Origin of the sequence: Bradyrhizobium sp. (assembly GCF_035652035.1) — a bacterium.
Lineage (GTDB): Bacteria > Pseudomonadota > Alphaproteobacteria > Rhizobiales > Xanthobacteraceae > Bradyrhizobium.
Genome location: NZ_DASREO010000091.1, coordinates 129229 through 152181, shown reverse-complemented (window position 1 = coordinate 152181; position 22953 = coordinate 129229). Strand labels below are relative to the sequence as shown.

The following is a 22953-nucleotide window of genomic DNA, read 5'->3' as shown; positions in this document are numbered from 1 at the left end:
TCGTTTTCGTGCTCACGGCTGCGCAATCGACTTGGAGGATCTTACCGGTATCCCCGACGACGGGCCCAGCCTGTTCATCGCGGCCGTCGATGCCAACCAGGCGCTCATTTGCAGCAAGATCCGGAGCCGCTATCCGCTCGCATACATTGTGGCGGTTGCCGACGAGAGCAACCCACGCTCGCTCGCGAGCGCACTCGAAGACGGAGCAAACGCCGCGCTCTTTAATACCGTCAGTCCCGGCGACCTTGTCAGCACGCTGCAAGCGGTCGTCAACGGCAAGCTTATTCTGATCGATGCCCGTCTCTGGCCGCTGGGGAGCCAGCCAAGGACTGAGCTGGAAAGCCAACCAATAACCGAGTTGGAAAGCCAACCAAGAACTGAGTTGGAAGGCCAACCAAGAAGCGAAGTGCGACCGTCGCCCTCCCTCTCCGCCGAGACGCCATGGGATGTGGCCGATGAGCCTCAGCCGATGAAGCTGTCCGCTCGGGAGGTCGCCATCCTTGAACGCATCGTCCGGGGGGATTCAAACAAGCAGGCCGCGCGGTTCTTCAGGATCGCGGAGCCGACCGTGAAGGCGCATGTGAAGGCCATCCTGAGAAAAATTGGCGCCAACAACCGGACGCAGGCCGCGATCTGGGCATTCAACCATCGCCTGTTCGATCACGCGGGTGATGTGCAGGCCGGCCTTCCGATATTGCTGACCGACGAAACGGTGCGCTGAGAGCCTCAGCCTCTGCCGACGCCGTGAGGCGCCTTCCGGTCCGGCCATCGCGGGCGCGAGACCCCGCCGGGGCGCCCGCCGGTCGCAACTGCGACCACGGATGTGACCGCAAGCACGATCCAGACGAACAGCGCGAGCTGCCTTGTGCTCTCGAGCGGCCCGGGCGGCGATGGCGTCTCCGAAGGGCGCTTCGGGTCGGTCTCAGGCAGGTCGAGACGAAGCATGCCCGCATCGACCCAGCGATCCGCCAGCGTTGCCTCTCGTATCTGCATCTGCACCGGCACCGGCGCTTGCTGCGGCACGGCGGGCGTTTCCGGGCGAGGCGGACGACGGTCGTGGGTCCAGCATCCGTCACCGTCTCTCACGAGGACCTGCGCCGGCCATGTCCTGGCCGCTTCGGCCTGGTCGAGGCAATGACGGGACGCGCGCGCGTCCGGCGCGCCGGTCAGCAACAGGATCGCCAGAGCTGCGGCGAGCGGCGGAAGACCATGTTGTAGTCTGACATAGTTTCCGACACTCGCCGCGTCGCCCGCGCCGGAGGTATAAACATTATCGGGATCGCGCCATTGCGCGAGGCATTCGCCGCAGATCCGGGCATCGTTATGCCAGAACGATGCCTTGGCATATTCCACCTCGCGCCGGCAGCAATCGCAAATCATCGCGGTGCCTCGTCAACGATGCGTTTCAGTTCTGCCCTCGCCTCGCGTCGCTCCAATTCCTTGACCAGTTCTTCGCCGGCCCTGCTGTTCGCCTCGGAATAGGACCGCGCCTGGGTGGCCTGGTCGCCGGCCGTCCTCGTCATCGCGCAACCGCCAAGCATGACCGAGAGCAGCACGATGATGGGCAGTGCCGCGACCAGCAGGTACGGCACCGCCCCATACAGGATCACGGAGCTCCCTCGGCGGATTTCGCCGCGATCCTGTCCCTGAACGTCTCGCATAGCTGGCGGACTTCGTCCGTCGCGCTGGAGCAGGATTCGATTTCGTTGAAGATGCGCTTGCCCTCCTTGCGATAGCGCGCAGCGGTCGCCTTGATGTCCTTGAGCATGGCGGAGGCCGACGTGGTGAGTTGCTCGCAGCGCGAGGCCATCTCCTTGACGAATTCGCCCATCGCTTCGATCTCTTTCGCGGTCACCTCGTATTCCCTGACGATGGCCTCAGCCGAGAGCTTGCCGATCTCGGTCGCATCCTCGTGATGGTTGACGTAGTCCGGGACCGCCAGAGCCCGGGGGACGGACCCAACCGGCTGGATGTGCGGAGGCCTGTGCATGACCGCTTCGTGGATTTCCCCTTCGATCTCTCCGACGTTGAAGGGCTTCGCCGCAGCATTCTGTGGTCTCATAGGTTTTGCTCCCTTGGCAATTGTCTCGCTTCAAAAAGCTGGCTGCTCCTGCCTCCAGCCCATGCATCGCCGAGCCGGCGTCCCCGTGGCTCGAGGACGCTGTTGCACCCGGCAATTCTCAATTTCCGAAGAAGTTATCGATCCACCCAACTCGTCCCCTAAATGGTCCCACGAAATCTTTCTGTGGCGCGGCACCTAGATCGGCTTCGCGCCGTCATCCCAAATAAGTTCCCCGCATCCGGCACACCGGTACAAACGAACGGTGTTGCCACGCTTCGAATCCAGGATTGAATAGACGAGGCAGTACCCCGCGCATCTCCGACAAGGCATCCGCCAGATGTCCAGCGGAGCTTCAGTTCGCGGTACGTCGCTGTCGATCATGCGCGAGCGCTCTTCCAGCCAAACCCAAAGTCGAAGCTGAATGAATCGTGGCAAAACCGTTCAAATTGCGTCTTTTTCTCGGGGCTTATTGACTAGTCCGTTCGGACTAGAGCTCCGATTCCACTAGTGACGAGAGCCGCGAAAGACGCGATGCAGCGCGTCCGAAATCTCGCGCAAGCGAGCAGCGCTCCGCTCTCTTCGTTCGACTCACGCAAATCATGACGCTTGCGTTTGCGATGAGTCGTTTTCGGTCTGATGATTTTCAGTTTGATGACCTGGTGATGACGACGTTCACGCTGGTCCCGCTGCACGAACAGATTTACGGACTCACACAACGCGAGCGGCTGGGCTAAATTGCATCTGGGTGAATTGGCGAATGGATGAGGACGTGACGAACGTGCAGAGTCGAATGAGAGTTTCCGGCGCGATGATCGGCCTGACGATCGCGATATGGATTTCGACGTCCATGGCGCAGGCCTCCGAAGTCTGGGTTCAGCAGGCGCGTGGGCGGATCTCCGGCGGCACGACGGTTGCCGAAGAGAACAAGCTCGAGAACAAGCCAAAGGCCGCGCCCGAGGGCGCCTCGGCAAGCGCAACGCCCGCCGGCAGCCCCACCAACCCCGCCACCTGCAATCAGCAGAATGCATCCTCGCCCGCCTGCTACAGCGCGACGCAGCAGACAAAGGGCAAATGATCGGTTAGCCGCCAAATGATCGGTTCGTCGCGCAGGGTGCGACGAATTGGCGGTTTCCCGATTGGGAACAGTGCAAAACTGCACAGAGGACCCGGCCAAAAACCCGCCTCCAGCGGAACGATTGCCTTCCCGATCATTTGACCCCCATGGGACACTGAAGAGGAGGAGCGATCCCATGAAACGATCTGCTTTGACGATCATCTCGGCACTGATGCTGATGGCTGGTGGACTGACTGCCGCGAAGGCGGTCGAGTTCGATGTCGGCCCTGGCGGCGTCCGCGTCGATCCCTATCATCGTCATTACTACCGGGACTACGGCGACCGGGACTACGGCGGCGGTTGCCGGACCATTATCCGCCATCACACCAATCGCTATGGTGAGGACGTCACGGTCCGCGATCGCGTCTGTGACTAACATCGGCATCAGCCGAACCGCTGTTGCGGTGAATTAGCTGAAAAGGCGGTCCGCCTGCGGCGCGTGCACGTTGCCGCAGGCGGCCTTGCCGTATCAAGGCCGCATCAGGCGCGTCCTCGGTTGATATTTCGGCTCAGTATTTCGCGACCAGCGCATCGCCCGGCAACCTGGCGCTCGCCGGCCTGCCGAGCGAAACCATCGATTAACCAGATTGGGGGCCTTCAAAAAATTTTTCGTTGCCCCCTTGAACTTTTTTTCGCGTCGACAATTTTTTTCATCGCCGCAAGCAATGCGGCCGGGGCGCCTGTCGGGCCCCGAGATTGAGGCGGGCGCCGGCCAAGGTGTCCGGTGCCAGCTCGTACCCAACTTGCTCTTTGGAGGATTTGGCTATGAGGTATGATTGGACTCCCCTGTGGAGGTCGACGATTGGCTTCGACCGCCTGTTTGACGTTCTCGACGAGGTCCAGCGGACCGCCGAAGAGACCTATCCCCCCTACAACATCGAACGGCTCGACGAAAACCGTTTCCAGATTTCGGTAGCCCTTGCCGGGTTCTCGCCGGATGAGGTTGCACTGAGCGTGGAGCAGAATGTGCTTACGCTGGAAGGCCGCAAGTCCGACAAGGACGAGAAGACCTTCGTGCATCGGGGAATCTCGACGCGCTCGTTCAAGCGCCAGTTCACTCTGGCCGACCATGTCGAGGTGAAGAAAGCCCGGTTCGAAAACGGGCTTCTGATGATCGAACTCCAACGCGAGATTCCCGAGACGATGAAGCCGCGCCGCATTCCCATCAACGGTGCGAGCGCAAGCCAGGTGAACCAGATCGAGGCCAAAGCCGCCTGAACCGGACTTGGCGGCAGCATCGATCACCGCCGCGCGGGATCTTCCCGCGCGGCAATCTCTCAACGCGTCCGACATTGGAGGCAGCCATGCGGCCGACGACCGCACACCACGACAACGTATTCGACTTCAATGCTCTCCTTCATCCGGGCACCGTGTTCGCGCACCCGCGAGACGTCGTGTCCAATCCAGCGCTCAGCCTGAGCGAAAAGCGCGCGATCCTCGCATCATGGGCATCGGATGCGTCGGCGATTGCGTCCTGCCCCGCGCTGCGCGCACCTGAAGGCCTGAAAGCGCCGGTTCATATCGACGAGATACTGGAGGCCTTGCGCAACCTCGACGACGACGGGCCGCGCCATCCGCCCGGCGGAAAGCCGATGCGCTTGCGTTCGTGCGAGCGGCGCGCCGCTGCCTGAGAAGTTTACGGCCTCTAGTATTTCGCGACCACCGCATCGCCGGGCAGCCTGGCGCTGGCAATGACTTCGGGCGGCACCGCCTTCTGGTGCCGTTCGAGTTCGCGCATGAAGGCTTCGCCCGCAGCGCGGTCCTTGAACTCCCAGAGCTTGTTCTTTACGCCTTCGAAGATCAGCGAATAGACCGCAAGCTGAACGCCCTCGCGCACGGCGAGCGTCGGCGGGGTGTTCTTGGTGAAGCCGATATCGGCCTGAAGCAGCTTGTCGACCGCCGTGAACAGGAAGCCGGTGCCGGCGACGTTGATCGAATAGACGATCTTGGTCGTCGTCACGGACGCGAGCACCCTTCCCGTCTGCACGCTGACGGCGCGCAAGGCGACCGTGACGATGTCCTGGCGATACTGCACGTTCGGGCCGACGCCGAGATAGTTGGCGCCGGCGCCCCCGGTGGTCTCGTTGGTGTCATAGCCGATCACCCCGCCCTCGAGCAGAATGCCGGCGAAACGCAGCGGCGGCAGGCTTTGCGCCTTGTCGCCATCGATGGCGTTTCGCGTGTTCTGGATGATCTGCCGCTCCTGCAACAGCGGTTGCAGATCGTTGCGCTCGGCGACATCGAACCAGGCACCATTGCCCGCCTTGACCGCGACATCGGCCAGGATCGCCGCGCCGCCTTGCGTCAGCGCGCGCGAGAATTCGGCAAAGTTGTCGTTGGATTTGTTCTGACCGGTCAAGTCGGGGAAATTATAGATGGCGACATCGAGCTTGCGCCTGGGCGGCGGCAGATGATCGAGCACAAGGCCGGTCTTGGTCGACGGCACCATGGCGGCGGGCTCGTCGATGGGATCCTTGGCCGTTCCAGCCGTCGGGTCGAACATGCACCCGCCGACTGACACGGCCAGCAGCGACAGGCACACCAATCTGGCAACACGCAAACCCAATTTAAGCCCCCACCCCGCACACGAAATACAATCCCGACCAACTATCAGCGGCGTATGACAGCATTCCGAATTGCCGCCGACGCCACCCTGGCCTCGCGCGTCACGGCATTTTTGCCGCGTTCGAAGTCGGGTTCGCGACCGTGCTCGTCGCGCTGGTTGTACCCGTTCCGTTTCCGATGCCGCTGAGCGCGTTGGTCAATCCCGACAGATCAGGTCCCTGATTGCCGGACTTCGTGCCTTCGCCTTGCGCTTGCGCCGTCGACAGCAAAAACGTGCCGTTGCCCGGATTGCCGCCGAAGGTCGGGCTGATCGGATGATAGACCTGCTCCGTTGCGAGCGCCGGCGTCAGAAGGCCCATCACGCCGGCAAGGCACAGAAACCGAAATCCAAATTTGCCCATATCCATGTCCCCTTGAAGTTAAGCAATCAGTTCGAGCCGCCCGTCACTTCACCACCAGGGTGTTGCCGACGCGGATGATGGTGGCCTGCGGTACGCCCTTCGGCTGAATGATATCCAACGTGCCGTTCGGCAATCTTGCGATCAGCATGTTCACCGGCGCCGTGCCGGGCGGCTGGAGCAAATCCACGTTGAGCCCGGCGAGGCCGACCAGCGCCAGATTCGAAACGAGCCCCTGCCCGTGTTGAAACACGCCGACATTGTCGTGCGCACCACCGAGGATCCCGACATTGGATCTGTTGCCGGAACCGGCCTGCGCCTGCAGCACAAAGTTGTTGCGGCCCATCTCGAGCGTGCCGACATAATTTCCGCCGGTCGCCTGTATCGTGGTTTCAGGCGTTGCTTGTGTCGTTCCGCCATGCGGCGGCGAGTACGGCGACGACTGGCTGCCGGCCGGATTCGAGATCAGCGAATGACCGAAAAAGGCACCCTTGGCCGCCTGAGGGATGAAGGCGCCGTCCGCAAGGGCCGGCTGTGCTGATATCGCCGGCAGAACCGCGACAACAAATGCGACGGCGCTGAAATGTTCTCTCAAGGCGAAACGCATGAGACACTCCCCGAACCTGAATCGAGCATCAATCTGGCCTGGAAGTGACCCGCGTCGGATGCACCCAGGAAAGTCGTCGAAAGAACTTCTTCGCGATCAGCCGTGAGGCTGAATTCGCCACTTTGAACGTTGCGGCTGGAACCGCTTGCGCTAGTCTTCGCAATGTCGAGCCGGTATCGGCCGTTCACGTCTTCACGGCTGTTCGCAACGGCTTCGATACGGATGGCCTCGCCCTCCGCCGTGATCCGAATTTGGCACCCGATCGCCATGACTTGTTTGACCTGCACCTGCCCGACTTTCGCAGGCGTCGCTTCTGCCCGCGCACAAAAGACAACGATAGCCAAAGCCGCCGTCGTGAGCCCTGTGAACAGCCCCGTGCGTGCTCTCGACATCGCGCCCCTCGAAGGCAAGAGCGGCGGGACGTGATCCCGCCGCCCGTGAGTGGCTTAGTGCTGCGTGACAACCGCGGTGTTGTGCGAACCGAACTGCGCCGTCACCGAGGTGTTGGAGACGCTGGCACTCGCGGTCTGCACAGTCGTAGCGCTGTTGCCGTTGCCGACCTGCAACGTCGATTGCAGATTCTGACCGATCATCTGCTGAAGACCGGTGTCGGCCTGACGCACCTTGGCGGTGTTGTACTTGCCAACCTGCGCGATCAGCGATTCGTTGACGCCGTTGTTCAGGGGATCGGCGATCTTCTGGCTGGTGACCGCGGAATTGCCGGTACCGAATTCGAGCGTCAGCGCGGCGTTGACGCCGTTGCCGTTGTCGACGTTCTTCTGCGTGGTCTTGGCGTCGTTGTCGCGGCCCGCCTGAATTGTCGCTTGCAGATTGTTGCCGTTGGTTTGCTTGGTGTTCGCCGTATTGTCCTGGCCGAACTGCATCGTTAGCGAGGCGTTGGGGTTGTTCGAATCCTCGGCGTTCTTCTGCCTGGTGTTGGCGAGGTTCCCGGAGCCGACCTGCAAGGTGCCTTGCTGGTTGTTGCCGTTGACCTGCTTGACGCCCGCCCCGTTGTACTGGCCGAACTGCGCGATCGCCGAAGCATTGGTCGCCTGGTTGGCGGTATCGCCCGGATTCGCGCCGCTCTGCTTGGTGGACGCGATGTTGTCGAAGCCGACCTGAAGCGTCGCTGCGTCGTTCTTCACGCCGCTCTGATCCGTCTTCTTGGTGGTGCCTGAGCCGATCGAGTTCTGGTCTGTGGCGGCGGTGTTGTCGCGGCCGAATTGCAGCGAGATCTGGCTGTTGTTGCCGCCCGCGCCCGACTTCTTGCCCGCAACGCCCTCACTGTCCTGCGAGATCAACGCCGTGTTGCCGGCGCCGGCCTGGATGGTCTTGGAATCGTTCTGGCCGCCGTTCACGCCGGTGAGCTGGTTGGTGATCGCCAGGTTGTCGGAATCCTTGCCCGCGCCGAACTGGAGCGTGGTCTGGTTGTTGTTGCCGCCGGCCTGGCCGACCATGGACGTCGAGCCGTTACCGAACTCGCCGGTGAACGACTTGTTCTTGTTCTTCGTGTCGTTGTTCTGGAGGGTCGTTGCGCTGTTGTCGTTGCCGATCTGCAGGGTGCCCTGGCTGTTATTGCCGCCGAGCTGGCCGACCGTCGACGCGTTCTTGTTGCCGATCTGAAGCGTCGCAGACTTGTTCGTATCGCCGTCTGTCGACTTCTGGGCGGTGACGGCCGAGTTGCCGTTTCCGAACTGTCCGGTGCCTTGCGCGTTGTTGCCGTTTTGCTGACCGACGATCGCGCTGTTCTTTTTTCCGGCCTGGATGATGAAAGACTCGTTGCTGGCAGCAGAAGCCAGCGACGTCGTGGCCAAAAGAATGGCCAGCGTCGTGAGGCGCTTCATGACACGTCCTTAGGTTTTCCAAAGTGGGGTCAGCGACCATCGCCGCCCTCGCTCGTGGCGTTAACACGCCGTTAACGGCGACCACAATGGGCGCAGAAAAATTTCATCTGGCCGTTACAATCGATCGCGAGCGCCTTGTAAATCGCAGACTTCTCGACGTTTTGCTTTTGCAAAACCGCTCTGCCGCAAACAAATCCGATCGTCCATTTTTGGGAGCGAGGCCAGCTTTCGCTTGTCCCATCGCGCGCCGCTTGCAATTTAACTGTCACGTTCGCCGATTAAAACTGCGCCTCATGTCGGATTTTCGTCCGCCGGCATATGTGTCGACGCTGCTCGCGTTGTAGACTGCGTTTCGATTCCGCTGGGTTTTCGGATCGCGGCCTAAAGACACGTATGACGACAATCGAAGAACTGGTTGAGGCGAAAGTTATCTCGCGCATTCAGCTCGAGATGCATCCGCGCGACCAGGAAATGCGACTGCTCTACGGCACGCCGGACTTTATCGACTGGCTTGGCGGGCTGGCGAAAGGGGCAAAGCCGAAACAGAGCCTCGGAGAAGCAACGGCGGCCGAACAGGTCGATGATCTCTTCAACACATTCTTAAGCGGATCGCCGCTGGTCTACATGAAGCAGTTTCGATCCATTCGTGCAGAGCAGAACGCAGTGTGGGAATTGAAGACGCCGGATATCCGGATCTTCGGCTGGTTTTTGAAAAAGGATTGCTTCGTCGCCGTGTTCGGAAACTGGGCGGACGTGGTCAAGGATCACGATCTCTATCGCGGATACCGGATTGCGATCCGGCGGATGCGGCGGGAACTGGGAGTGGACGAAAATTTGTGTGTGCAGGGGGTAACGCCGGGTGACGTCCTTTCACTTTGATATCGGCGGCCGGGCGCGTCACGCCGGCCGCTTCATCGGCCGCGTGCGCAGCGAGCTTTTAAGGGCGCTGGCGCAGCGAAAGAGCGAAGGCGCCCTTCCGCAGCAGGCACTTGCAGAGAAACTCGGTGTCGAACGATCGCTGATCAACCGGCAGCTCTCGGGCGAAGCCCATCTGACCTTGCGCTCACTTGCCGATATCGCCTGGGCGATGGACATGGAAATCTCCTTCGAGTTGAAGGAGCCGGTCGCGAGGGCCGGACAAAACCACTCCCTGCAACATCCGCCAATGACGACGTCGACCGTCAGGCATGGCCAGATCAAGTACATCAACGGCGCTGCCAAGCAGATTTCGGTGCGCACCGCGCCCGCAAGCCTCGCGCCGGAGCAGGCGAAGAAATCCGCATGATGTACGGCTATTCGATATTCTGCGATGACATTCGCAACGAGCCCGGCGGCAAGCTCTCATTCGTCGGCTGCTACAACGCGGTGATGTTCACGACGCCGAAATTTCCGCTGGTGCTGCCGAAGTTCTGCATTCATTTCCACGTGTTCTCGCCGGCGACGCAGCCCTATGAATCCGTGCTGTCGCGATGCTATGTGCCTGGCCGCAGCGATCCTGTCGCCGAAGAACCGATCGAGGTGCCGAGACTTCAGGACCAGATCGACCTGCTGGCGAACCTGCCGAAGAACGGCGCTGCGCCGCCCTGCATCGTCGTCGCCGCAAGCCTCGTGTTCGAGCCGTTCGAGATTCTCGAGCCCGGCATGATCCACATCCGCACGCTGATCAATGGCGGCCCGGGCGAGCTTCACGTGGGTTCGCTGACAGTGACGCCTGCGCAGGGCTGACGGCCCCGATCGGTCAGACCCTCATGGTGAGGAGGCGCCTAAGCGCCGTCTCGAACCATGAGGCCTCGATATCGACTTCATCCCATCCTTCGAGACGCCGCTCCTCAGGATGAGGCGGAGCAAGCCCAAGTAGGTTAATGACGCTGCGTCACGATCGCCTGGTTGCCGCTGCCACGCTGCACGATCGAGGACGCGTTACCACTACCGGTCTGTGTGACCGCGACAAAATTGTTCGTCCCCGACTGCACCACGCCGGAAATATTGGTTCCGGGAACGGCGGCCGGCACCTGGACGAACGAATTGAGAGCGCCCGGCTTGACCGGAAGCGCCAGCATCGCGGAGGCATAGGCCGATTTCGCCGAAGCGATGCCGGTCTGTTCGGCCGCAACCGCCTTGTTCGTCACTTGTGTGACAAACGCTTCGTCAGCCGAAGCCGGCCGAGCCGCGATCATCAGAAGAAAAACCGATCCAGCCACAATGCGCATCATGGACCCCATCCATCGATGCGGGATTGATTAGGCCGTTCGCCTTAACAAGGCGTGACAAGACCTGTTCGATTCGACGGATGGGAGCTTTTTGCCGCAGGCGAACTGCCGGACATTATTTGCCCCACACCTCCTGCGCGACTTCGACGGCGAGGCGGAGCTTGGCCCACTGCTCTTCCTCGGTGAGGATGTTGCCTTCTTCGGTGGAGGCAAAGCCGCATTGCGGCGACAGCGCGAGCTGTTCGATCGGCGCAAATTTCGACGCTTCCTCGAGCCGGCGCTTGATGTCGTCCTTTTTTTCCAACGCTCCACTTTTGGACGTAATGACGCCGACCACGACCACCTTGTTTCCTCTCGGCAGATAGCGCAGCGGCTCGAAACCACCGGCGCGCTCGGAATCGTATTCCAGGAAATAGCCGTCATAATTGGTGCCGGCGAGGAGCGTCTCGGCCACCGGCTCGTAACCGCCGGACGAAATCCAGGTGGAGCGGAAATTGCCGCGGCAGACATGCGTCGTGATGGTCATGTCGGCCGGCCGCTCGGCGAGCGCATAGTTGATGACGCGGGCGTAGGTTTGCTGCAAGCCATCCATGCTGTCGCCGCGCTCACGCGCCTTGTTCAACTCGTCCTGCGAGCACAGATAGGCCCAGACGGTGTCGTCGAACTGAAGATAGCGGCAGCCCGCGTCATAGAACGCCTTCACCGCCTTGCGGTAGGTTTTCGCAAGATCGTGGAAGAAGGCCTCGAGATCGGGATAGACCTCCTTCGAGATCGACTTGCGGCCGCCGCGGAAGTGCAACACCGCCGGTGACGGGATCGTCATCTTCGGCGTGACGTAGGCCTGGTCGCACTGTTTTTTCAGGAATTTGAAGTGTGCGAGCATCGGGTGGTCGTCGGGGAAGTCGAGCTTGCCGATCACGCGCACCGCTTCGTGCCGGGTCTGCACGCCGGCAAACTGGATGCCCTGCTCAGGATGGAACAGCTCGCAGCCGGTGAGCTTGGCGAGGAAATCGAAATGCCACCAGGAGCGGCGGAACTCGCCGTCGGTCGCAAGCTTGAGGCCGGTCGAGGCCTGCCGATGCACGACCTTCTCGATTTCCATGTCCTCGACCTTGCGCAGCTCCTCGGCCGAAATCTCGTGTTTCTCGAATTTGGCGCGCGCTTCCTTGATGCGCTCTGGCCGGAGCAAACTGCCGACCTCGTCGGCGCGGAAGGGGGGCTTGGTTCGTTGCACGGTGTTACTCCCTAGGCTCGTCCTTGCGACGATTAGATCATTTTTGATCCGTCATTGCGAGGAGCGAAAGCGACGAAGCAATCCAGCCGGGCCGCAAAGATTCTGGATTGCTTCGCTGGCGCTCGCAATGACGGCTAGCATAACCATCACGACTTGCCGGCAACACCCAGAAAGCGTTCCAGCGCCGAAGCATCGGCCTTCAAGGCCTCGCTCGCCGCATCGTGGACGATAGCGCCACGTTCCAATATCACGGCACGATCGGCAAGCGAGAGAATCTTGCGCGCGTTCTGCTCGACAATGATCGAACAGATGCCGCCCGAACGGGTAATGGCCCCGAGCGCCTTGAGCAGTTCCTCGACGATGATCGGCGCCAGCCCCTCGGTCGGCTCGTCGAGCAGCAGCACTTTCGGATTGAGGGTCAGCGCGCGCCCCACAGCCAGCATTTGCTGTTCGCCGCCGGAGAGCTGGTTGCCGAAATTATTGCGCCGCTCCTTCAGCCGCGGAAACATCTCGTAGACGCGCTCCACCGTCCACGGCCCATCCTGCGCCACCGCGGTCATGTTCTCTTCCACCGTCAGCGAGCGGAAGATATTGCGCTCCTGCGGCACCCAGCCGATCCCTGCCCGCGCCCGCTGATCGGGCCGCAAACCCGTGATGTCGCGCCCGGCGAGCGCGACCTTGCCACTCATGCGGCGCGTCACGCCGACGATCGAATTGATCAGCGTGGTCTTGCCGGTGCCGTTGCGCCCCAAAAGCGCGAGCACCTCGCCCTCCTTCAGGCGCAGCGTCATGTCCGGCAGCACCACTGCCTCGCCGTAGCCGGCGCGCAGATTTTCGATTGCTAGCAGCTCAGCCATCGACGCCCTCGCCGAGATAGACCGCTTTCACCTGTGGATCGCGCGCCACCTCGTCAGGGGCGCCCTCCACCAGCATCGCGCCATTGACCAGCACCGAAATCCGGTCGGCGAAGGAAAACACCAGATCCATATCGTGCTCGATCAGGAGCACGGTGACGTCGCGCGGCAGTGAGGCGACCGCGGCCAGAATGTCGTGGCGTTCGCTTTCGGGAACGCCGGCGGCGGGCTCGTCGAGCAGGAGCACGCGCGGTTTGGCGGCAATCGCAACCGCAATCTCCAGCAAGCGCTGCTTGCCATAGGCCAGCGTCGCGGTCGGCTCGTTCATGACATCTGTCAGATGGAAGCGTTCGAGATTTTCGGCGATCTCGGCGTTGACGTCGTCGCGGGTGCCCATCACGCGCCACCAGTCGCCGCCGCGGCCGAGACGCTCGGCGACCGCAAGCCCGATCGTCTCGATCGGCGTCAGGTCCGCATAGAGCTGATTGATCTGGAACGTGCGCGACAGTCCACGCAGCACGCGGCCATGCACGGTCACGTCCGTGATGTCGCTGCCTTCCAGCAGGATCCGCCCGCCATTCGGCTTGAGCACGCCGGTGAGCAAGTTGATCACCGTGGTCTTGCCGGCGCCGTTCGGGCCGATCAAGGCGTGGCGCGCACCCTGGTTGATTTGCAGCGACAGGTCGCGCGTGACCTTGAGGCCGCCGAACTGTTTCTCCAGTCCCCGTGTTTCCAGCGCCAGCGTCATGATGCATCGCTTTCGGGAACGGCGACCGCGGTCTTCTGCCCGCCGAACTGCCGAATGACCAGGTTCGGCACGAACAACACCCAGCGATGTAGCCGCGCGCGGCCGACCAGCACGATCACGACCAGCACGAGGCCAATCCAGAACAGCCAGTATTGCGGCGTGATGATCTGGAACAGCTCCTGCAGCATCTTGAACACGACGGCGCCGATCAGGCCGCCATAGAGATAGCCGGTGCCACCGATCACCAGCACCAGCATCAGATCCGCCGAGCGTTCGAAGGCAAAGACGTCGAGCGAAGCAAGCTGCGTGGTCTGGGTGAACAGCGCGCCGGCGATGCCGGCATAGAAGGCGGCCATCGTATAGATCGCGATCAGGCGACGGTTGACGGGTACGCCGATCGCAGCCGCGCGCAACGGATTGTTCTTGATGGCGCGCAGCGACAGGCCGAACGGCGAATGCACGACCCGCCGCGCCACCAGGAACAGGATGAACAGCACGGCGAGCGCATAGAAGAAGCCGGTCTTGCCGTAGAGATCGAACTGAAACAGCCCGAGCACCGGCTCCATCTCGATGCCCTGAAGGCCATCGGTGCCACCGGTGATGTTGGAATAGCGCTCCGCCAGCGCTTCCAGCAATAGCGCGATGCCAAGCGTCACCATCAGCCGGGTCAGATCGACGCCGCGGATGACGAGAAAGCTGGTGAGAAAGCCGACGACGGTGGCGGCAAGACCGGCCACGACCAGCGCCAGCGCCGGCTGGGTGACGACGCCATGCAGCGCAAGGAGCCCCGCGCTATAGGCACCGATGCCGAAAAAGGCCGCATGGCCCAGCGACACGATGCCGGCATAGCCCAGGATCAAATCGAGCGAGAGCGCAAACAGCGCCAGCCGCACGATGTCGGTCATGATCAGGTAACGCGAGGGAAACAGAAAGCCGCAGGCGAGCGCGAGAACCCAGAAGGCGATCTCGCTCCAATGCCAGTTGGCGTGAGCCTTTGCGATCCTGCCGATGTCTGATGGGGCGGTCATATTCCAATCGCTCAGCGCGCCGCCGTGCGGCCGAACAGGCCGTTGGGGCGCCAGATCAGGATCACGATCATGATGGTGTAGATGACGAACGGTCCCATCTTGGGCACGTAATATTTGCCGGCGACGTCGCCGATGCCAAGCAGGAGCGAGGCTAGAAACGGTCCGGTGATCGAGGACGAGCCGCCAACCGTCACCACGATCAGGAAGTAGATCATGAACTTCAGCGGAAAATACGGATCGAGCCCGAGAATTTCCGCGCTCAGCGCGCCGCCCAAACCAGCAAGACCACAGCCAAAAGCGAACGTGAAGGCAAAGACCTGCGGCACGTTGATGCCGAGCCCGCTTGCGGCGCGCGGATCGTCGACGGCGGCGCGCAGGCGGCTGCCGAAGCGCGTCTTCGCCAGGATCAGTTGCAGCAGCGCGGTCAACAGGCCGCAGATGACGACGATCATCAGCCGATAGCGGCCGATGCCGACGCCGAACACGTCGAACTGGCCTTCAAGGGCGGACGGCAAATTGATGAAGACGCGCGAGGAACCCATGAAGTAATCGACAGCCGCAACCGACATGAAGACGAGCCCGATCGAGAACAGCACCTGATCGAGATGGCTTCGCGTGTAGAGGTGACGGTAGAGCGCGCGCTCCAGCGCAGCACCAATCAGGCCGCTGCCGACGAAGGCGAGCGGCAGGCCTGCAAAAAACGGCCAGCCATGGCTGTTCACGAGTATCGCGCAGATATAGCCACCGGCCATCGCAAACGCGCCATGGGCGAGATTGACGAAATTCATCAGCCCGAGCGTCACGGCAAGGCCACATGCCAGCACGAACAGAAGCATGCCGTAGGCAACGCCGTCGAACAGGTTGGTGAGGACAGAGGTCATGCGGGATTTAGGTCCGATGTTTCCTGATCCCTCCCCCTTGCGGGGAGGGTCGCATAGGCGGCCTCCGGCCGCCGTCATTGATAATAGAACGCCGATGCGTTCATCGGCTATGGCGAAGCGAAGGCCGGGGTGGGGGTCAATCCAAACCACACCCCACCCGGCACGTTGTTCGCTTCGCTTTCAACGTGCCACCCCCCCGCAAGGGGGAGGGACAAGAGCGCCCCGGGGACGACGTCGCTCGCGCGACGTCACTTCTTGGTCTTGCCGGGATCCTTGACCGCGTTGAAGGTCTCGAATTCGACGTTGTAGAGTTCGCCGTCGACCTTCTCGACCTTGCGGACATAAACATCCTGGACGATGTCGCGGGTCTCCGGATCGATCGAGATCGGGCCTCGCGGGCTTTCCCATGCCATTCCCTTCATCGCAGCGATCAGGGAATCACCGTCCGCCTTGCCGCCGGTCTTTTTCAGCGCCTCGTAGATCAGGTGCATGCCGTCATAGCCGCCGACCGCCATGAAGCCCGGCCGCTGGCCGAACGCCTTCTTGTAGGCGGCGACGAATTCCTTGTTCTTCGCGGACGGATGCGCGGCCGAGTAGATATGTGCGGTCACGGTGCCGATCACCGCATCGCCCATATCTTTCAACAGGTCGTCGTCGGTGACGTCGCCGGGGCCGATCACCTTGATGCCGGCCTTGTCGAGCCCGCGTTCGGCATATTGCTTCATGAAGCTGCCGCCCTGCCCCGCCGGCACGAACACGAACATGGCGTCGGGCTTGGCGTCCTTCATGCGCTGCAGGAAGGGCGCGAAATCGGGATTTTGCAGCGGCACCTTGACCTCTTCGACGATCTGGCCGCCGCCGGCGACAAAATGCTCCTTGAAGAAGTTCAGCGCGTCATTGCCGGGAGCATAGTCGGAGGTCAGCGTTGCTACCTTCTTGATGCCGTTCTTGATCGCCCAATCCGCGATGATGGTCGACGATTGCCCGAGCGTAAAACTCGTGCGCACGATATAGGGCGATTTCTCGGTGATGACCGAGGTGCCGGCCGCCATCACGACTTCCGGCACCTTCGCCTGTGTCGCCAGCGGAGCGGCCGCGAACGCGGACGGCGTGATGCCGAAGCCTGCAATGACGCTGACCTTCTCGTTGACGATCAACTCTTGCGCGAGGCGCTTGGTGTTGTCGGGGAGCGTCGCATCATCCTTGAGGATGACTTCGATCTTCTTGCCGGCGACGGTGTCGCCGTGCTGCTGCATGTAAAGCTTGACCGCATTGTCGATCTGCTTGCCGGTCGAAGCCTGGCCGCCGGTCATCGGCACGATCAGGCCGATCTTGACGACCTCCTGCGCCAGCACGGGCCTCGGCGCGAACGCAGCTGTCGCGGCAACGATGCCGGCTGCGAGCAATAGGCGACTGCGAACGAACATGAACGTCTCTCCCTCGTCGAACTGTGTCAGATTATGCCGGTTTCACCGTATCCCGCCTCTGCCGTGCCGGCTGCCGCTTTCACGGCAGCATGACAACGGGCAGCGGATTTGGCCACCGGACTTGTGATGAACTTGGCATCGCTTGCGCCGCCACAGTCAATTGAACGAAGGGCGCCCTCCTCACCCCCGCGTGCGCTGGCCCAAGCGTTAAACTTTCAGTGTGACCTCACTACGGTGCCATGGTACTGTCAATCGCGGCCGAGTTTGGGACACCGTGGCCGACAATCATTTTTCGAAAAAGCCGCGCCTTCTCGACCTCGTGCCTCTTTCTATCGCGCCTCTTTATCCGATGATCTGACCGACCCGGGCTGGTCGATTTGATTTGTACGAATGTACAAATAGGATGGACTTGTCAACAAAAAGGTCCCGGACGGGAAAAGGCCAAAGCTCGCTGCCGATTGGCCTCGTGACTGTGCTCAGCTTAAACCCGGCGAGATCGTCAAACGGCCGTAAATCCATCATTTTTAAAGGCCATCGCCCTATCGTTCCGCTCATGTCAGCTCGCGCTCGCCATATCGTCAGGATTGCCGCATTCGCGCTCGCGGGGACGATGCTTTGCAACCTCCTTGGCGGTTGCTCGTCGATCAACGAGAAGGTGGGTCCCACCATCGCCGATACGCTGCCGGCCTGGGCTGGTGGCCTGCCCAAGGACGCACCGCCCCGCAAAGGCACGCCGGAATACGACGCCTATATGCGCGAGCAGGAGCGCAAGCGACTTGAACCCGCGCCGCCCGCCAACGCCAACGCATCGGCGCCCGCGACGTCATCGGGATCGGGGCTGGAGCCGGTGCATTAGACCGCTGACCGTCATTCCGGGGCGTCGAGAAGCATTCTCACTCTGTCATGGCCGGGCTTGACCCGGCCATCCACGTCTTTGGTGCCACAGCAAAAAGGAAGACGTGGATGCCCGGCACAAGGCCGGGCATGACGACGGAGAAAGCCGCAACGCATCATCAATCCATGAACACCACGGTCTTGCGGCCATTGAGGATGACGCGATCCTCCAGATGATGCCGCACGGCGCGCGCCAGCACGCGACGTTCGATGTCGCGGCCCTTGCGCACGAGATCGTCAGGCGTATCGCGATGGCTGATGCGCTCGACGTCCTGGTCGATGATCGGCCCCTCGTCGAGATCGCGGGTGACATAGTGCGCGGTGGCGCCGATCAGTTTGACGCCGCGCTCATGCGCCTGATGATAGGGCTTGGCGCCCTTGAAGCCTGGCAAAAACGAGTGATGGATGTTGATGCAGCGCCCGGACAGTTTCGCCGACAGATCATCCGACAGGATCTGCATGTAGCGCGCGAGCACGACGAGATCGCTTCTTGTCGCCGTCACGAGATCCCAGACCGCAGTCTCCTGCGCAGCCTTGGTGTCCTTGGTGATCGGCAGATAGTGAAAGGGGATGTCACCGAAATCGAGGCTCGCATAGGTCTCGCGCGGGTGATTGGAGACGATTGCGGCGAGATCCATCGATAGCTCTCCGGTGCGCCAGCGATAGAGAAGATCGGTCAGGCAATGGTCGGATTTGGACGCCAGCAGCATCACGCGACGGCGGCTGGCGCGGTCGCGCATCTGCCAATCCATCGAGAAACGATCGGCAATCGCGGTGAAGCCGGTCTGCAGCGCAGACAAGCCCACGGCGAGATCGGCGGCGTTGAACACCACCCGCATGAAGAAATGCTCCGTCTCGACGTCGTTGAACTGTTGCGCGTCGAGAATGTTCTGTCCGTTATGGGCCAGAAACGTCGACACGGCGGAGACGATGCCCGGCCGGTCCGGGCAGGAAAGCGTCAGGACGAACTGATGATCGGGCATGGCAGACACTGATGAAAGTTTGAGCGGAACACGCCCTGCTCTATCAGCTCGTGCAGGCTTGCGCCAACCCTCCAAACCATCAAGATGAACGAAGTGAAAGCAGCGTAAACCGGGTTTTTCTCATGGCTGAACGGCTGAATGGCTATCGCATCCTGATCCTGGAGACCCGCGAGGAAGCGCAGTTCTCGAAACTGCTGACCGAACAGGGCGCCGACGTGCTGCAATGTCCGATGTTCACGATCGAAGATGTACCCGATCCCGCACCGGTTGAGGCCTGGATTCACGGTGCGATCGCCGAGCCGTTCGACGAGCTCGTGCTGATGACCGGCGAAGGCCTGCGGCGGCTATTGAAGGCGGCGCGGCGCCTCGGCGTCGATCAGAACTTTGTCGCCGCACTCGGCAAGGCGCGCACCTTCACCCGCGGGCCGAAGCCGGGAAAAGCGTTGCGCGAGATCGGCCTTGAGCCGCAAGTCACGACGGAGAAACCGACCACCGAAGGCATGATCGAGATGCTGTCGCGCGTGGGTCTCAAGGGTCATCGCGTCGGCGTGCAGCTTTACCCTGAGAAAGATCACAGCGCGTTGTTAGGAGCGATCGCGGCCCAGGGCGGCACGACGATTCCCGTGACGCCTTATATCTACGACGCGCGCGCCGCCGACAGTCACATCGTCACCGCGATCGAGGAGATGGAAGCCGGCCGCATCGATGCGATCGCGCTGACCAATTTGGGTCAGATCCGCCGGCTGTTCGACGTCGCGCGGGTCAAGGGATATGAAGCGCGGCTGCGCGAGGGATTGAAGAAAACGCTGATCGCTTCTGTGGGGCCAGCGGTGTCCGACGAACTCGCAGCGCACGGGCTTTCCGCGGATATTTACCCTGAAGGCGACGCCTTCTTCATGCGGCCGCTGATCTCGGCGATGGCGGTTGAGCTTTCAAAGAAGGAGCCGCGGATAGCCAAATGAGCGAACGTACGCTTCCGTCATTGCGAGCGAAGCGAAGCAATCCAGCCTTAGGCTATCTGGATTGCGTCGTCGCTACCGCTCCTCGCAATGACGACGAGAGGCTATCTTCAACTCACTCCGCGGCCTGCTGGTGTTCGCGCAAATAGGCCTGATAGGCGAGCTTGAGCCCGTCCCGGAGCGAGGTGCGCGCGCGCCAGCCGAGCTTGGCGAGCCTGCTTACATCGAGCAATTTTTGCGGCGTGCCGTCGGGCCGCGCGGGATCGTAGGTGATGGTGCCGCCATATCCGACGACCTCGGCGACCACGCGGGCGAATTCGGCGATCGTGATGTCCTCGCCGGTGCCGATATTGACGAGTTCATCGCTCGAATAGGTCTTCATCAGGTGGACGCAGGCATCGGCGAGATCGTCGACATAGAGAAACTCGCGGCGCGGCGTGCCGGTGCCCCACACCACGACCTCGGAGCTGCCCGCAACCTTCGCCTCGTGAAACCGGCGGATCAGGGCGGCGACGACGTGGCTATATTCGGGATGATAGTTGTCGCCGGGACCGTAGAGATTGGTCGGCATCACGTTTATGAAGTCCGAGCCATACTGGCTGCGATAGGCCTCGACCAGCTTGATGCCGGCAATCTTCGCAATCGCATAGGGCTCGTTGGTGATTTCCAAAGGCCCGGTCAGCATCGAATCCTCGCGCAGCGGCTGGGCCGCCAGTTTCGGATAGATGCAGGACGACCCCAGAAACATCAGCTTCCCGGCGCCGTTCTGATGTGCCGCCTCGATCACATTGGTCGCCATGACGAGGTTGTCGTAGATGAATTCGGCGCGCAGCGTGTTGTTGGCGACGATGCCGCCGACCTTTGCGGCTGCGAGGAACACCGCCTCGGGGCGCTTCTTCGCAAACCAGTCGAACACCTGCGCCTGATTGCGCAGATCGACCTCGGCCCGCGGGACGGTGAGAAGTTCGACGCCTTCGGAGGCGAGCCTGCGCACCAGTGCGCCGCCGACCATCCCCCGGTGACCGGCGACGAAAACGCGTTTGCCTTTCAGGTCAAACGGGGTGCTTGCCATTCTTCACCTCGCGCCGGGCGATTTCGAGGTCGCCCGCCACCATCTGCTTGACGAGGTCGGCGAGGCTCGTCTGCGCCTTCCAGCCAAGCTTCTTCTGCGCCTTGGAGGGGTCGCCGATCAGAAGATCGACCTCGGTGGGGCGGAAATACTGCGGATCGATGCGAACGATGGTCTTGCCGGACTTCTTGTCGATGCCGGTTTCCTCGACGCCGTTGCCGCGCCACTCGATCGCGCGGCCGACTTCCTTGAACGCCAGTTCGACGAATTCGCGCACCGAGCGCGTCTCGCCGGTTGCCAGCACGAAATCATCCGGCGCATCGGCTTGCAGGATCTTGTGCATGCCGACGACGTAATCCCTGGCATGGCCCCAGTCGCGCTTGGCGTCGAGATTGCCGAGATAGAGCGTCTCCTCAAGGCCAGTCTCGATACGGGCAACCGCGCGCGTGATCTTGCGGGTGACGAAAGTCTCGCCCCGGATCGGGCTCTCGTGGTTGAACAGGATGCCGTTCGAGGCGAACATGCCGTAGGCCTCGCGATAGTTCACCGTGATCCAATAGCCGTAAAGCTTGGCGACCGCATAAGGCGAGCGCGGATAGAACGGCGTGGTTTCCTTCTGCGGCACCTCTTGCACCAGACCATACAGTTCGGAGGTCGAGGCCTGGTAGAAGCGGGTCTCCTTCTCCATGCCGAGAATGCGGATCGCTTCGAGCAGGCGCAGCACGCCGACCGCGTCGGCGTTGGCCGTATATTCCGGGCTCTCGAAAGACACTGCGACGTGGCTCTGGGCGGCGAGGTTGTAGATCTCGGTCGGCCTGATCTGTTGCACCAGCCGGATCAGGTTGGTCGAATCCGTCATGTCGCCATAGTGCATCAGGAACGGCACGTTGCCCGTATGCGGGTCTTCGTAGAGGTGATCGACGCGGGCGGTATTGAACGAGGAGGACCGCCGCTTGATGCCATGCACGGTATAGCCGAGGCCCAGCAGATATTCGGCGAGGTACGCGCCGTCCTGCCCGGTGACGCCCGTGATCAGCGCCACGCGCCGCTTCGTGTCAGAAACCGTCATTTTGCCTCCAGATAACCGGGTGCAATTAGCATCCGCAACCTTTGAAGTCTAATGCAAAAGGTGATGGAAAATCAGGCTGATAGAAACGGACTTAAAGAGTTTGGTTACTCGCCATAGGCGCGCAGGCGCTCGATATCCAGAATGGTGACCCCGCCGTACTCAAGTCGCAACAGGCCCTCTTTCTCGAGCCGATTCAGGCACTGGTTGGCGTTTTGCCGGGATATGCCTGACAGCGCTCCGATTTCCTCCTGGGTGATCTCGAGGTGCCGGCTGAGGTCCGGATAGAGGATCGGGTTGAACAACGAGGCGATCGACCGCGCCAGTCGCGCAGTCACGTCCAGCGTGCGGCCATGTTCGACCAGACCGATGAACTGGCCGAGCCGCTCGTTGAGTTGCACGACCAGAAAACGGTTAAAGGCAACGCTGTTTTCGTAAAGCCAGAAGAAGGTACCCTGGTCCATCAGGGCAATGCGGGTGTCGCGGAGCGCCACCATGTCGTAGCGGCGCGCCTCCTTCTTCAGCACGGTGCCCTCGCCGAACCAGGCGCCGGCGGTCAGGCCGGTGAAGGTCATGGCCTTGCCACCCCGGGAGACCGTGCCCATCCGGACCAGGCCGGAGACGACGCCGGTCCAGTATTCGAAATGGTCGCCGCGCAGGAAAATGGACTCGCCCTGCCGGTATGACTTCTCCTTGATGCCCGCGCGCGCAGCCTCGATCTCGCGCTCGGACAGTTCGCGCGACCAGATCGCAATCTTGCGCAGGTGATCCGCCGTGATCATGCTTCCGCGAGCCACTCCGCTGCGGCGCAGCAGGCACCGTTTTCGCTTCGACGAAAATCGCACATCAATTGTCGACCACAAGACATTCCAGATGCGCCCTTTACCCTATGGAGGCAGTTGCGCCCAATCGGGATATTTGGGGCAGCTATTTATGGATGGCATCCGGCGTGCCAAGGCGAATAAATTGCCAATGGTCGCATGGCCTCGCCGGTTCGGCCGATATAGGAT

Annotated in this window: 29 protein-coding genes; 10 read left to right on the top strand and 19 right to left on the bottom strand. The window is 61.6% G+C overall.

The window, feature by feature from the left end; genetic code table 11:
* Nucleotides 1–31: 31 nt before the first annotated feature.
* Nucleotides 32–721, top strand: coding sequence for a response regulator transcription factor (locus VFB05_RS24635; protein WP_325017187.1), 690 nt, complete (start codon nt 32–34; stop codon nt 719–721).
* Nucleotides 722–726: 5 nt separating this feature from the next.
* Here VFB05_RS24635 and VFB05_RS24630 read toward each other — a convergent pair whose 3' ends face one another.
* Genes VFB05_RS24630 through VFB05_RS24620 form a run of 3 tightly spaced genes read right to left on the bottom strand, consistent with a single transcriptional unit; the run spans nt 727 to nt 2062 of the window.
* Nucleotides 727–1380, bottom strand: a complete 654-nt coding sequence (locus tag VFB05_RS24630; protein ID WP_325017184.1) for a hypothetical protein — start codon at nt 1378–1380, stop codon at nt 727–729.
* Nucleotides 1377–1610 (bottom strand): hypothetical protein, encoded by a 234-nt coding sequence (locus VFB05_RS24625; RefSeq protein ID WP_325017182.1) that lies wholly within the window; start codon nt 1608–1610, stop codon nt 1377–1379. Before VFB05_RS24625 ends, VFB05_RS24630 begins: the two co-directional genes overlap by 4 nt.
* Nucleotides 1607–2062, bottom strand: coding sequence for a hypothetical protein (locus tag VFB05_RS24620; protein ID WP_325017180.1), 456 nt, complete (start codon nt 2060–2062; stop codon nt 1607–1609). The genes VFB05_RS24625 and VFB05_RS24620 overlap by 4 nt, the downstream gene beginning before the upstream one ends.
* A gap of 790 nt (nt 2063–2852) precedes the next feature.
* Between VFB05_RS24620 and VFB05_RS24615 the strand changes: the two genes are divergently transcribed.
* From VFB05_RS24615 to VFB05_RS24600, 4 genes are all read left to right on the top strand, one after another.
* A complete protein-coding gene (locus VFB05_RS24615) occupies nt 2853–3137 on the top strand; it encodes a hypothetical protein (RefSeq protein WP_325017178.1) in 285 nt (94 codons plus the stop codon).
* Nucleotides 3138–3312: 175 nt separating this feature from the next.
* Nucleotides 3313–3552: a hypothetical protein gene (locus VFB05_RS24610; RefSeq protein WP_325017176.1), complete on the top strand. Its 240-nt coding sequence runs from the start codon at nt 3313–3315 to the stop codon at nt 3550–3552.
* Nucleotides 3553–3941: 389 nt separating this feature from the next.
* Nucleotides 3942–4394 carry an Hsp20 family protein gene (locus VFB05_RS24605; RefSeq protein WP_325017174.1) on the top strand — a complete coding sequence of 151 codons (453 nt, stop codon included), beginning with the start codon at nt 3942–3944 and terminating at the stop codon, nt 4392–4394.
* Between the two features lie 86 nt (nt 4395–4480).
* Nucleotides 4481–4807, top strand: coding sequence for a hypothetical protein (locus tag VFB05_RS24600; RefSeq protein WP_325017172.1), 327 nt, complete (start codon nt 4481–4483; stop codon nt 4805–4807).
* Between the two features lie 14 nt (nt 4808–4821).
* Here the strand turns inward: VFB05_RS24600 and VFB05_RS24595 are convergent, their stop codons facing one another.
* The 5 genes from VFB05_RS24595 to VFB05_RS24580 form a co-directional block, all read right to left on the bottom strand.
* The gene (locus tag VFB05_RS24595) at nt 4822–5679 is read right to left on the bottom strand and encodes a CsgG/HfaB family protein (protein ID WP_325017170.1); all 858 of its coding nucleotides are present in this window, start codon (nt 5677–5679) and stop codon (nt 4822–4824) included.
* Nucleotides 5680–5842: 163 nt separating this feature from the next.
* The gene (locus VFB05_RS24590) at nt 5843–6142 is read right to left on the bottom strand and encodes a curli assembly protein CsgF (protein WP_325017168.1); all 300 of its coding nucleotides are present in this window, start codon (nt 6140–6142) and stop codon (nt 5843–5845) included.
* A 43-nt stretch (nt 6143–6185) separates the two neighbouring features.
* Nucleotides 6186–6746: a hypothetical protein gene (locus tag VFB05_RS24585; protein WP_325017166.1), complete on the bottom strand. Its 561-nt coding sequence runs from the start codon at nt 6744–6746 to the stop codon at nt 6186–6188.
* On the bottom strand, nt 6731–7015 hold the full coding sequence (gene csgH, locus VFB05_RS32250) for a curli-like amyloid fiber formation chaperone CsgH (protein WP_414643315.1): 285 nt from the start codon (nt 7013–7015) through the stop codon (nt 6731–6733). Before csgH ends, VFB05_RS24585 begins: the two co-directional genes overlap by 16 nt.
* Nucleotides 7016–7192: 177 nt before the next feature.
* Nucleotides 7193–8590, bottom strand: coding sequence for a hypothetical protein (locus VFB05_RS24580; protein WP_325017164.1), 1398 nt, complete (start codon nt 8588–8590; stop codon nt 7193–7195).
* Between the two features lie 393 nt (nt 8591–8983).
* Between VFB05_RS24580 and VFB05_RS24575 the strand changes: the two genes are divergently transcribed.
* From VFB05_RS24575 to VFB05_RS24565, 3 genes are read left to right on the top strand one after another with little or no spacing between them, the layout of a single operon-like run.
* Nucleotides 8984–9469: a hypothetical protein gene (locus tag VFB05_RS24575; RefSeq protein WP_325017162.1), complete on the top strand. Its 486-nt coding sequence runs from the start codon at nt 8984–8986 to the stop codon at nt 9467–9469.
* Nucleotides 9450–9875: an XRE family transcriptional regulator gene (locus tag VFB05_RS24570; protein WP_325017160.1), complete on the top strand. Its 426-nt coding sequence runs from the start codon at nt 9450–9452 to the stop codon at nt 9873–9875. The genes VFB05_RS24575 and VFB05_RS24570 overlap by 20 nt, the downstream gene beginning before the upstream one ends.
* A complete protein-coding gene (locus tag VFB05_RS24565; protein ID WP_325017158.1) occupies nt 9872–10315 on the top strand; it encodes a hypothetical protein in 444 nt (147 codons plus the stop codon). The genes VFB05_RS24570 and VFB05_RS24565 overlap by 4 nt, the downstream gene beginning before the upstream one ends.
* 134 nt (nt 10316–10449) lie before the next feature.
* On the opposite strand, the gene VFB05_RS24560 is transcribed toward VFB05_RS24565, so the two are convergent.
* The 7 genes from VFB05_RS24560 to VFB05_RS24530 form a co-directional block, all read right to left on the bottom strand.
* The gene (locus tag VFB05_RS24560; protein ID WP_325017156.1) at nt 10450–10803 is read right to left on the bottom strand and encodes a curlin repeat-containing protein; all 354 of its coding nucleotides are present in this window, start codon (nt 10801–10803) and stop codon (nt 10450–10452) included.
* 112 nt (nt 10804–10915) lie between these two features.
* Nucleotides 10916–12034, bottom strand: a complete 1119-nt coding sequence (locus tag VFB05_RS24555; protein ID WP_325017154.1) for a cobalamin-independent methionine synthase II family protein — start codon at nt 12032–12034, stop codon at nt 10916–10918.
* 146 nt (nt 12035–12180) lie between these two features.
* On the bottom strand, nt 12181–12891 hold the full coding sequence (locus VFB05_RS24550) for an ABC transporter ATP-binding protein (protein ID WP_325017152.1): 711 nt from the start codon (nt 12889–12891) through the stop codon (nt 12181–12183).
* Nucleotides 12884–13636, bottom strand: coding sequence for an ABC transporter ATP-binding protein (locus VFB05_RS24545; RefSeq protein ID WP_325017150.1), 753 nt, complete (start codon nt 13634–13636; stop codon nt 12884–12886). Before VFB05_RS24545 ends, VFB05_RS24550 begins: the two co-directional genes overlap by 8 nt.
* Nucleotides 13633–14664: a branched-chain amino acid ABC transporter permease gene (locus VFB05_RS24540; protein WP_325017148.1), complete on the bottom strand. Its 1032-nt coding sequence runs from the start codon at nt 14662–14664 to the stop codon at nt 13633–13635. The genes VFB05_RS24545 and VFB05_RS24540 overlap by 4 nt, the downstream gene beginning before the upstream one ends.
* An 11-nt stretch (nt 14665–14675) precedes the next feature.
* Entirely contained in the window at nt 14676–15545 is an 870-nt protein-coding gene (locus VFB05_RS24535; RefSeq protein ID WP_325017145.1) for a branched-chain amino acid ABC transporter permease, read from the bottom strand.
* A 248-nt stretch (nt 15546–15793) separates the two neighbouring features.
* Complete coding sequence (locus tag VFB05_RS24530) at nt 15794–16972, bottom strand: ABC transporter substrate-binding protein (protein ID WP_325017143.1); 1179 nt, start codon at nt 16970–16972, stop codon at nt 15794–15796.
* Nucleotides 16973–17525: 553 nt separating this feature from the next.
* Here VFB05_RS24530 and VFB05_RS24525 point away from each other — a divergent pair.
* Nucleotides 17526–17828, top strand: coding sequence for a hypothetical protein (locus VFB05_RS24525; RefSeq protein ID WP_325017141.1), 303 nt, complete (start codon nt 17526–17528; stop codon nt 17826–17828).
* Nucleotides 17829–17985: 157 nt separating this feature from the next.
* Here the strand turns inward: VFB05_RS24525 and purU are convergent, their stop codons facing one another.
* Nucleotides 17986–18849 (bottom strand): formyltetrahydrofolate deformylase, encoded by an 864-nt coding sequence (gene purU / locus VFB05_RS24520; RefSeq protein ID WP_325017139.1) that lies wholly within the window; start codon nt 18847–18849, stop codon nt 17986–17988.
* A gap of 122 nt (nt 18850–18971) precedes the next feature.
* On the opposite strand from purU, the gene VFB05_RS24515 reads away from it, so the two are divergent.
* Nucleotides 18972–19811 carry a uroporphyrinogen-III synthase gene (locus VFB05_RS24515; protein ID WP_325017137.1) on the top strand — a complete coding sequence of 280 codons (840 nt, stop codon included), beginning with the start codon at nt 18972–18974 and terminating at the stop codon, nt 19809–19811.
* A gap of 112 nt (nt 19812–19923) precedes the next feature.
* Here VFB05_RS24515 and fcl read toward each other — a convergent pair whose 3' ends face one another.
* The 3 genes from fcl to VFB05_RS24500 all read right to left on the bottom strand — a co-directional run bounded on the left by fcl (nt 19924) and on the right by VFB05_RS24500 (nt 22725).
* On the bottom strand, nt 19924–20880 hold the full coding sequence (fcl, locus tag VFB05_RS24510; RefSeq protein ID WP_325017135.1) for a GDP-L-fucose synthase: 957 nt from the start codon (nt 20878–20880) through the stop codon (nt 19924–19926).
* On the bottom strand, nt 20861–21946 hold the full coding sequence (gene gmd / locus VFB05_RS24505) for a GDP-mannose 4,6-dehydratase (RefSeq protein ID WP_325017133.1): 1086 nt from the start codon (nt 21944–21946) through the stop codon (nt 20861–20863). Before gmd ends, fcl begins: the two co-directional genes overlap by 20 nt.
* A 104-nt stretch (nt 21947–22050) precedes the next feature.
* Nucleotides 22051–22725, bottom strand: a complete 675-nt coding sequence (locus VFB05_RS24500; protein ID WP_325017131.1) for a Crp/Fnr family transcriptional regulator — start codon at nt 22723–22725, stop codon at nt 22051–22053.
* Nucleotides 22726–22953: the final 228 nt, after the last annotated feature.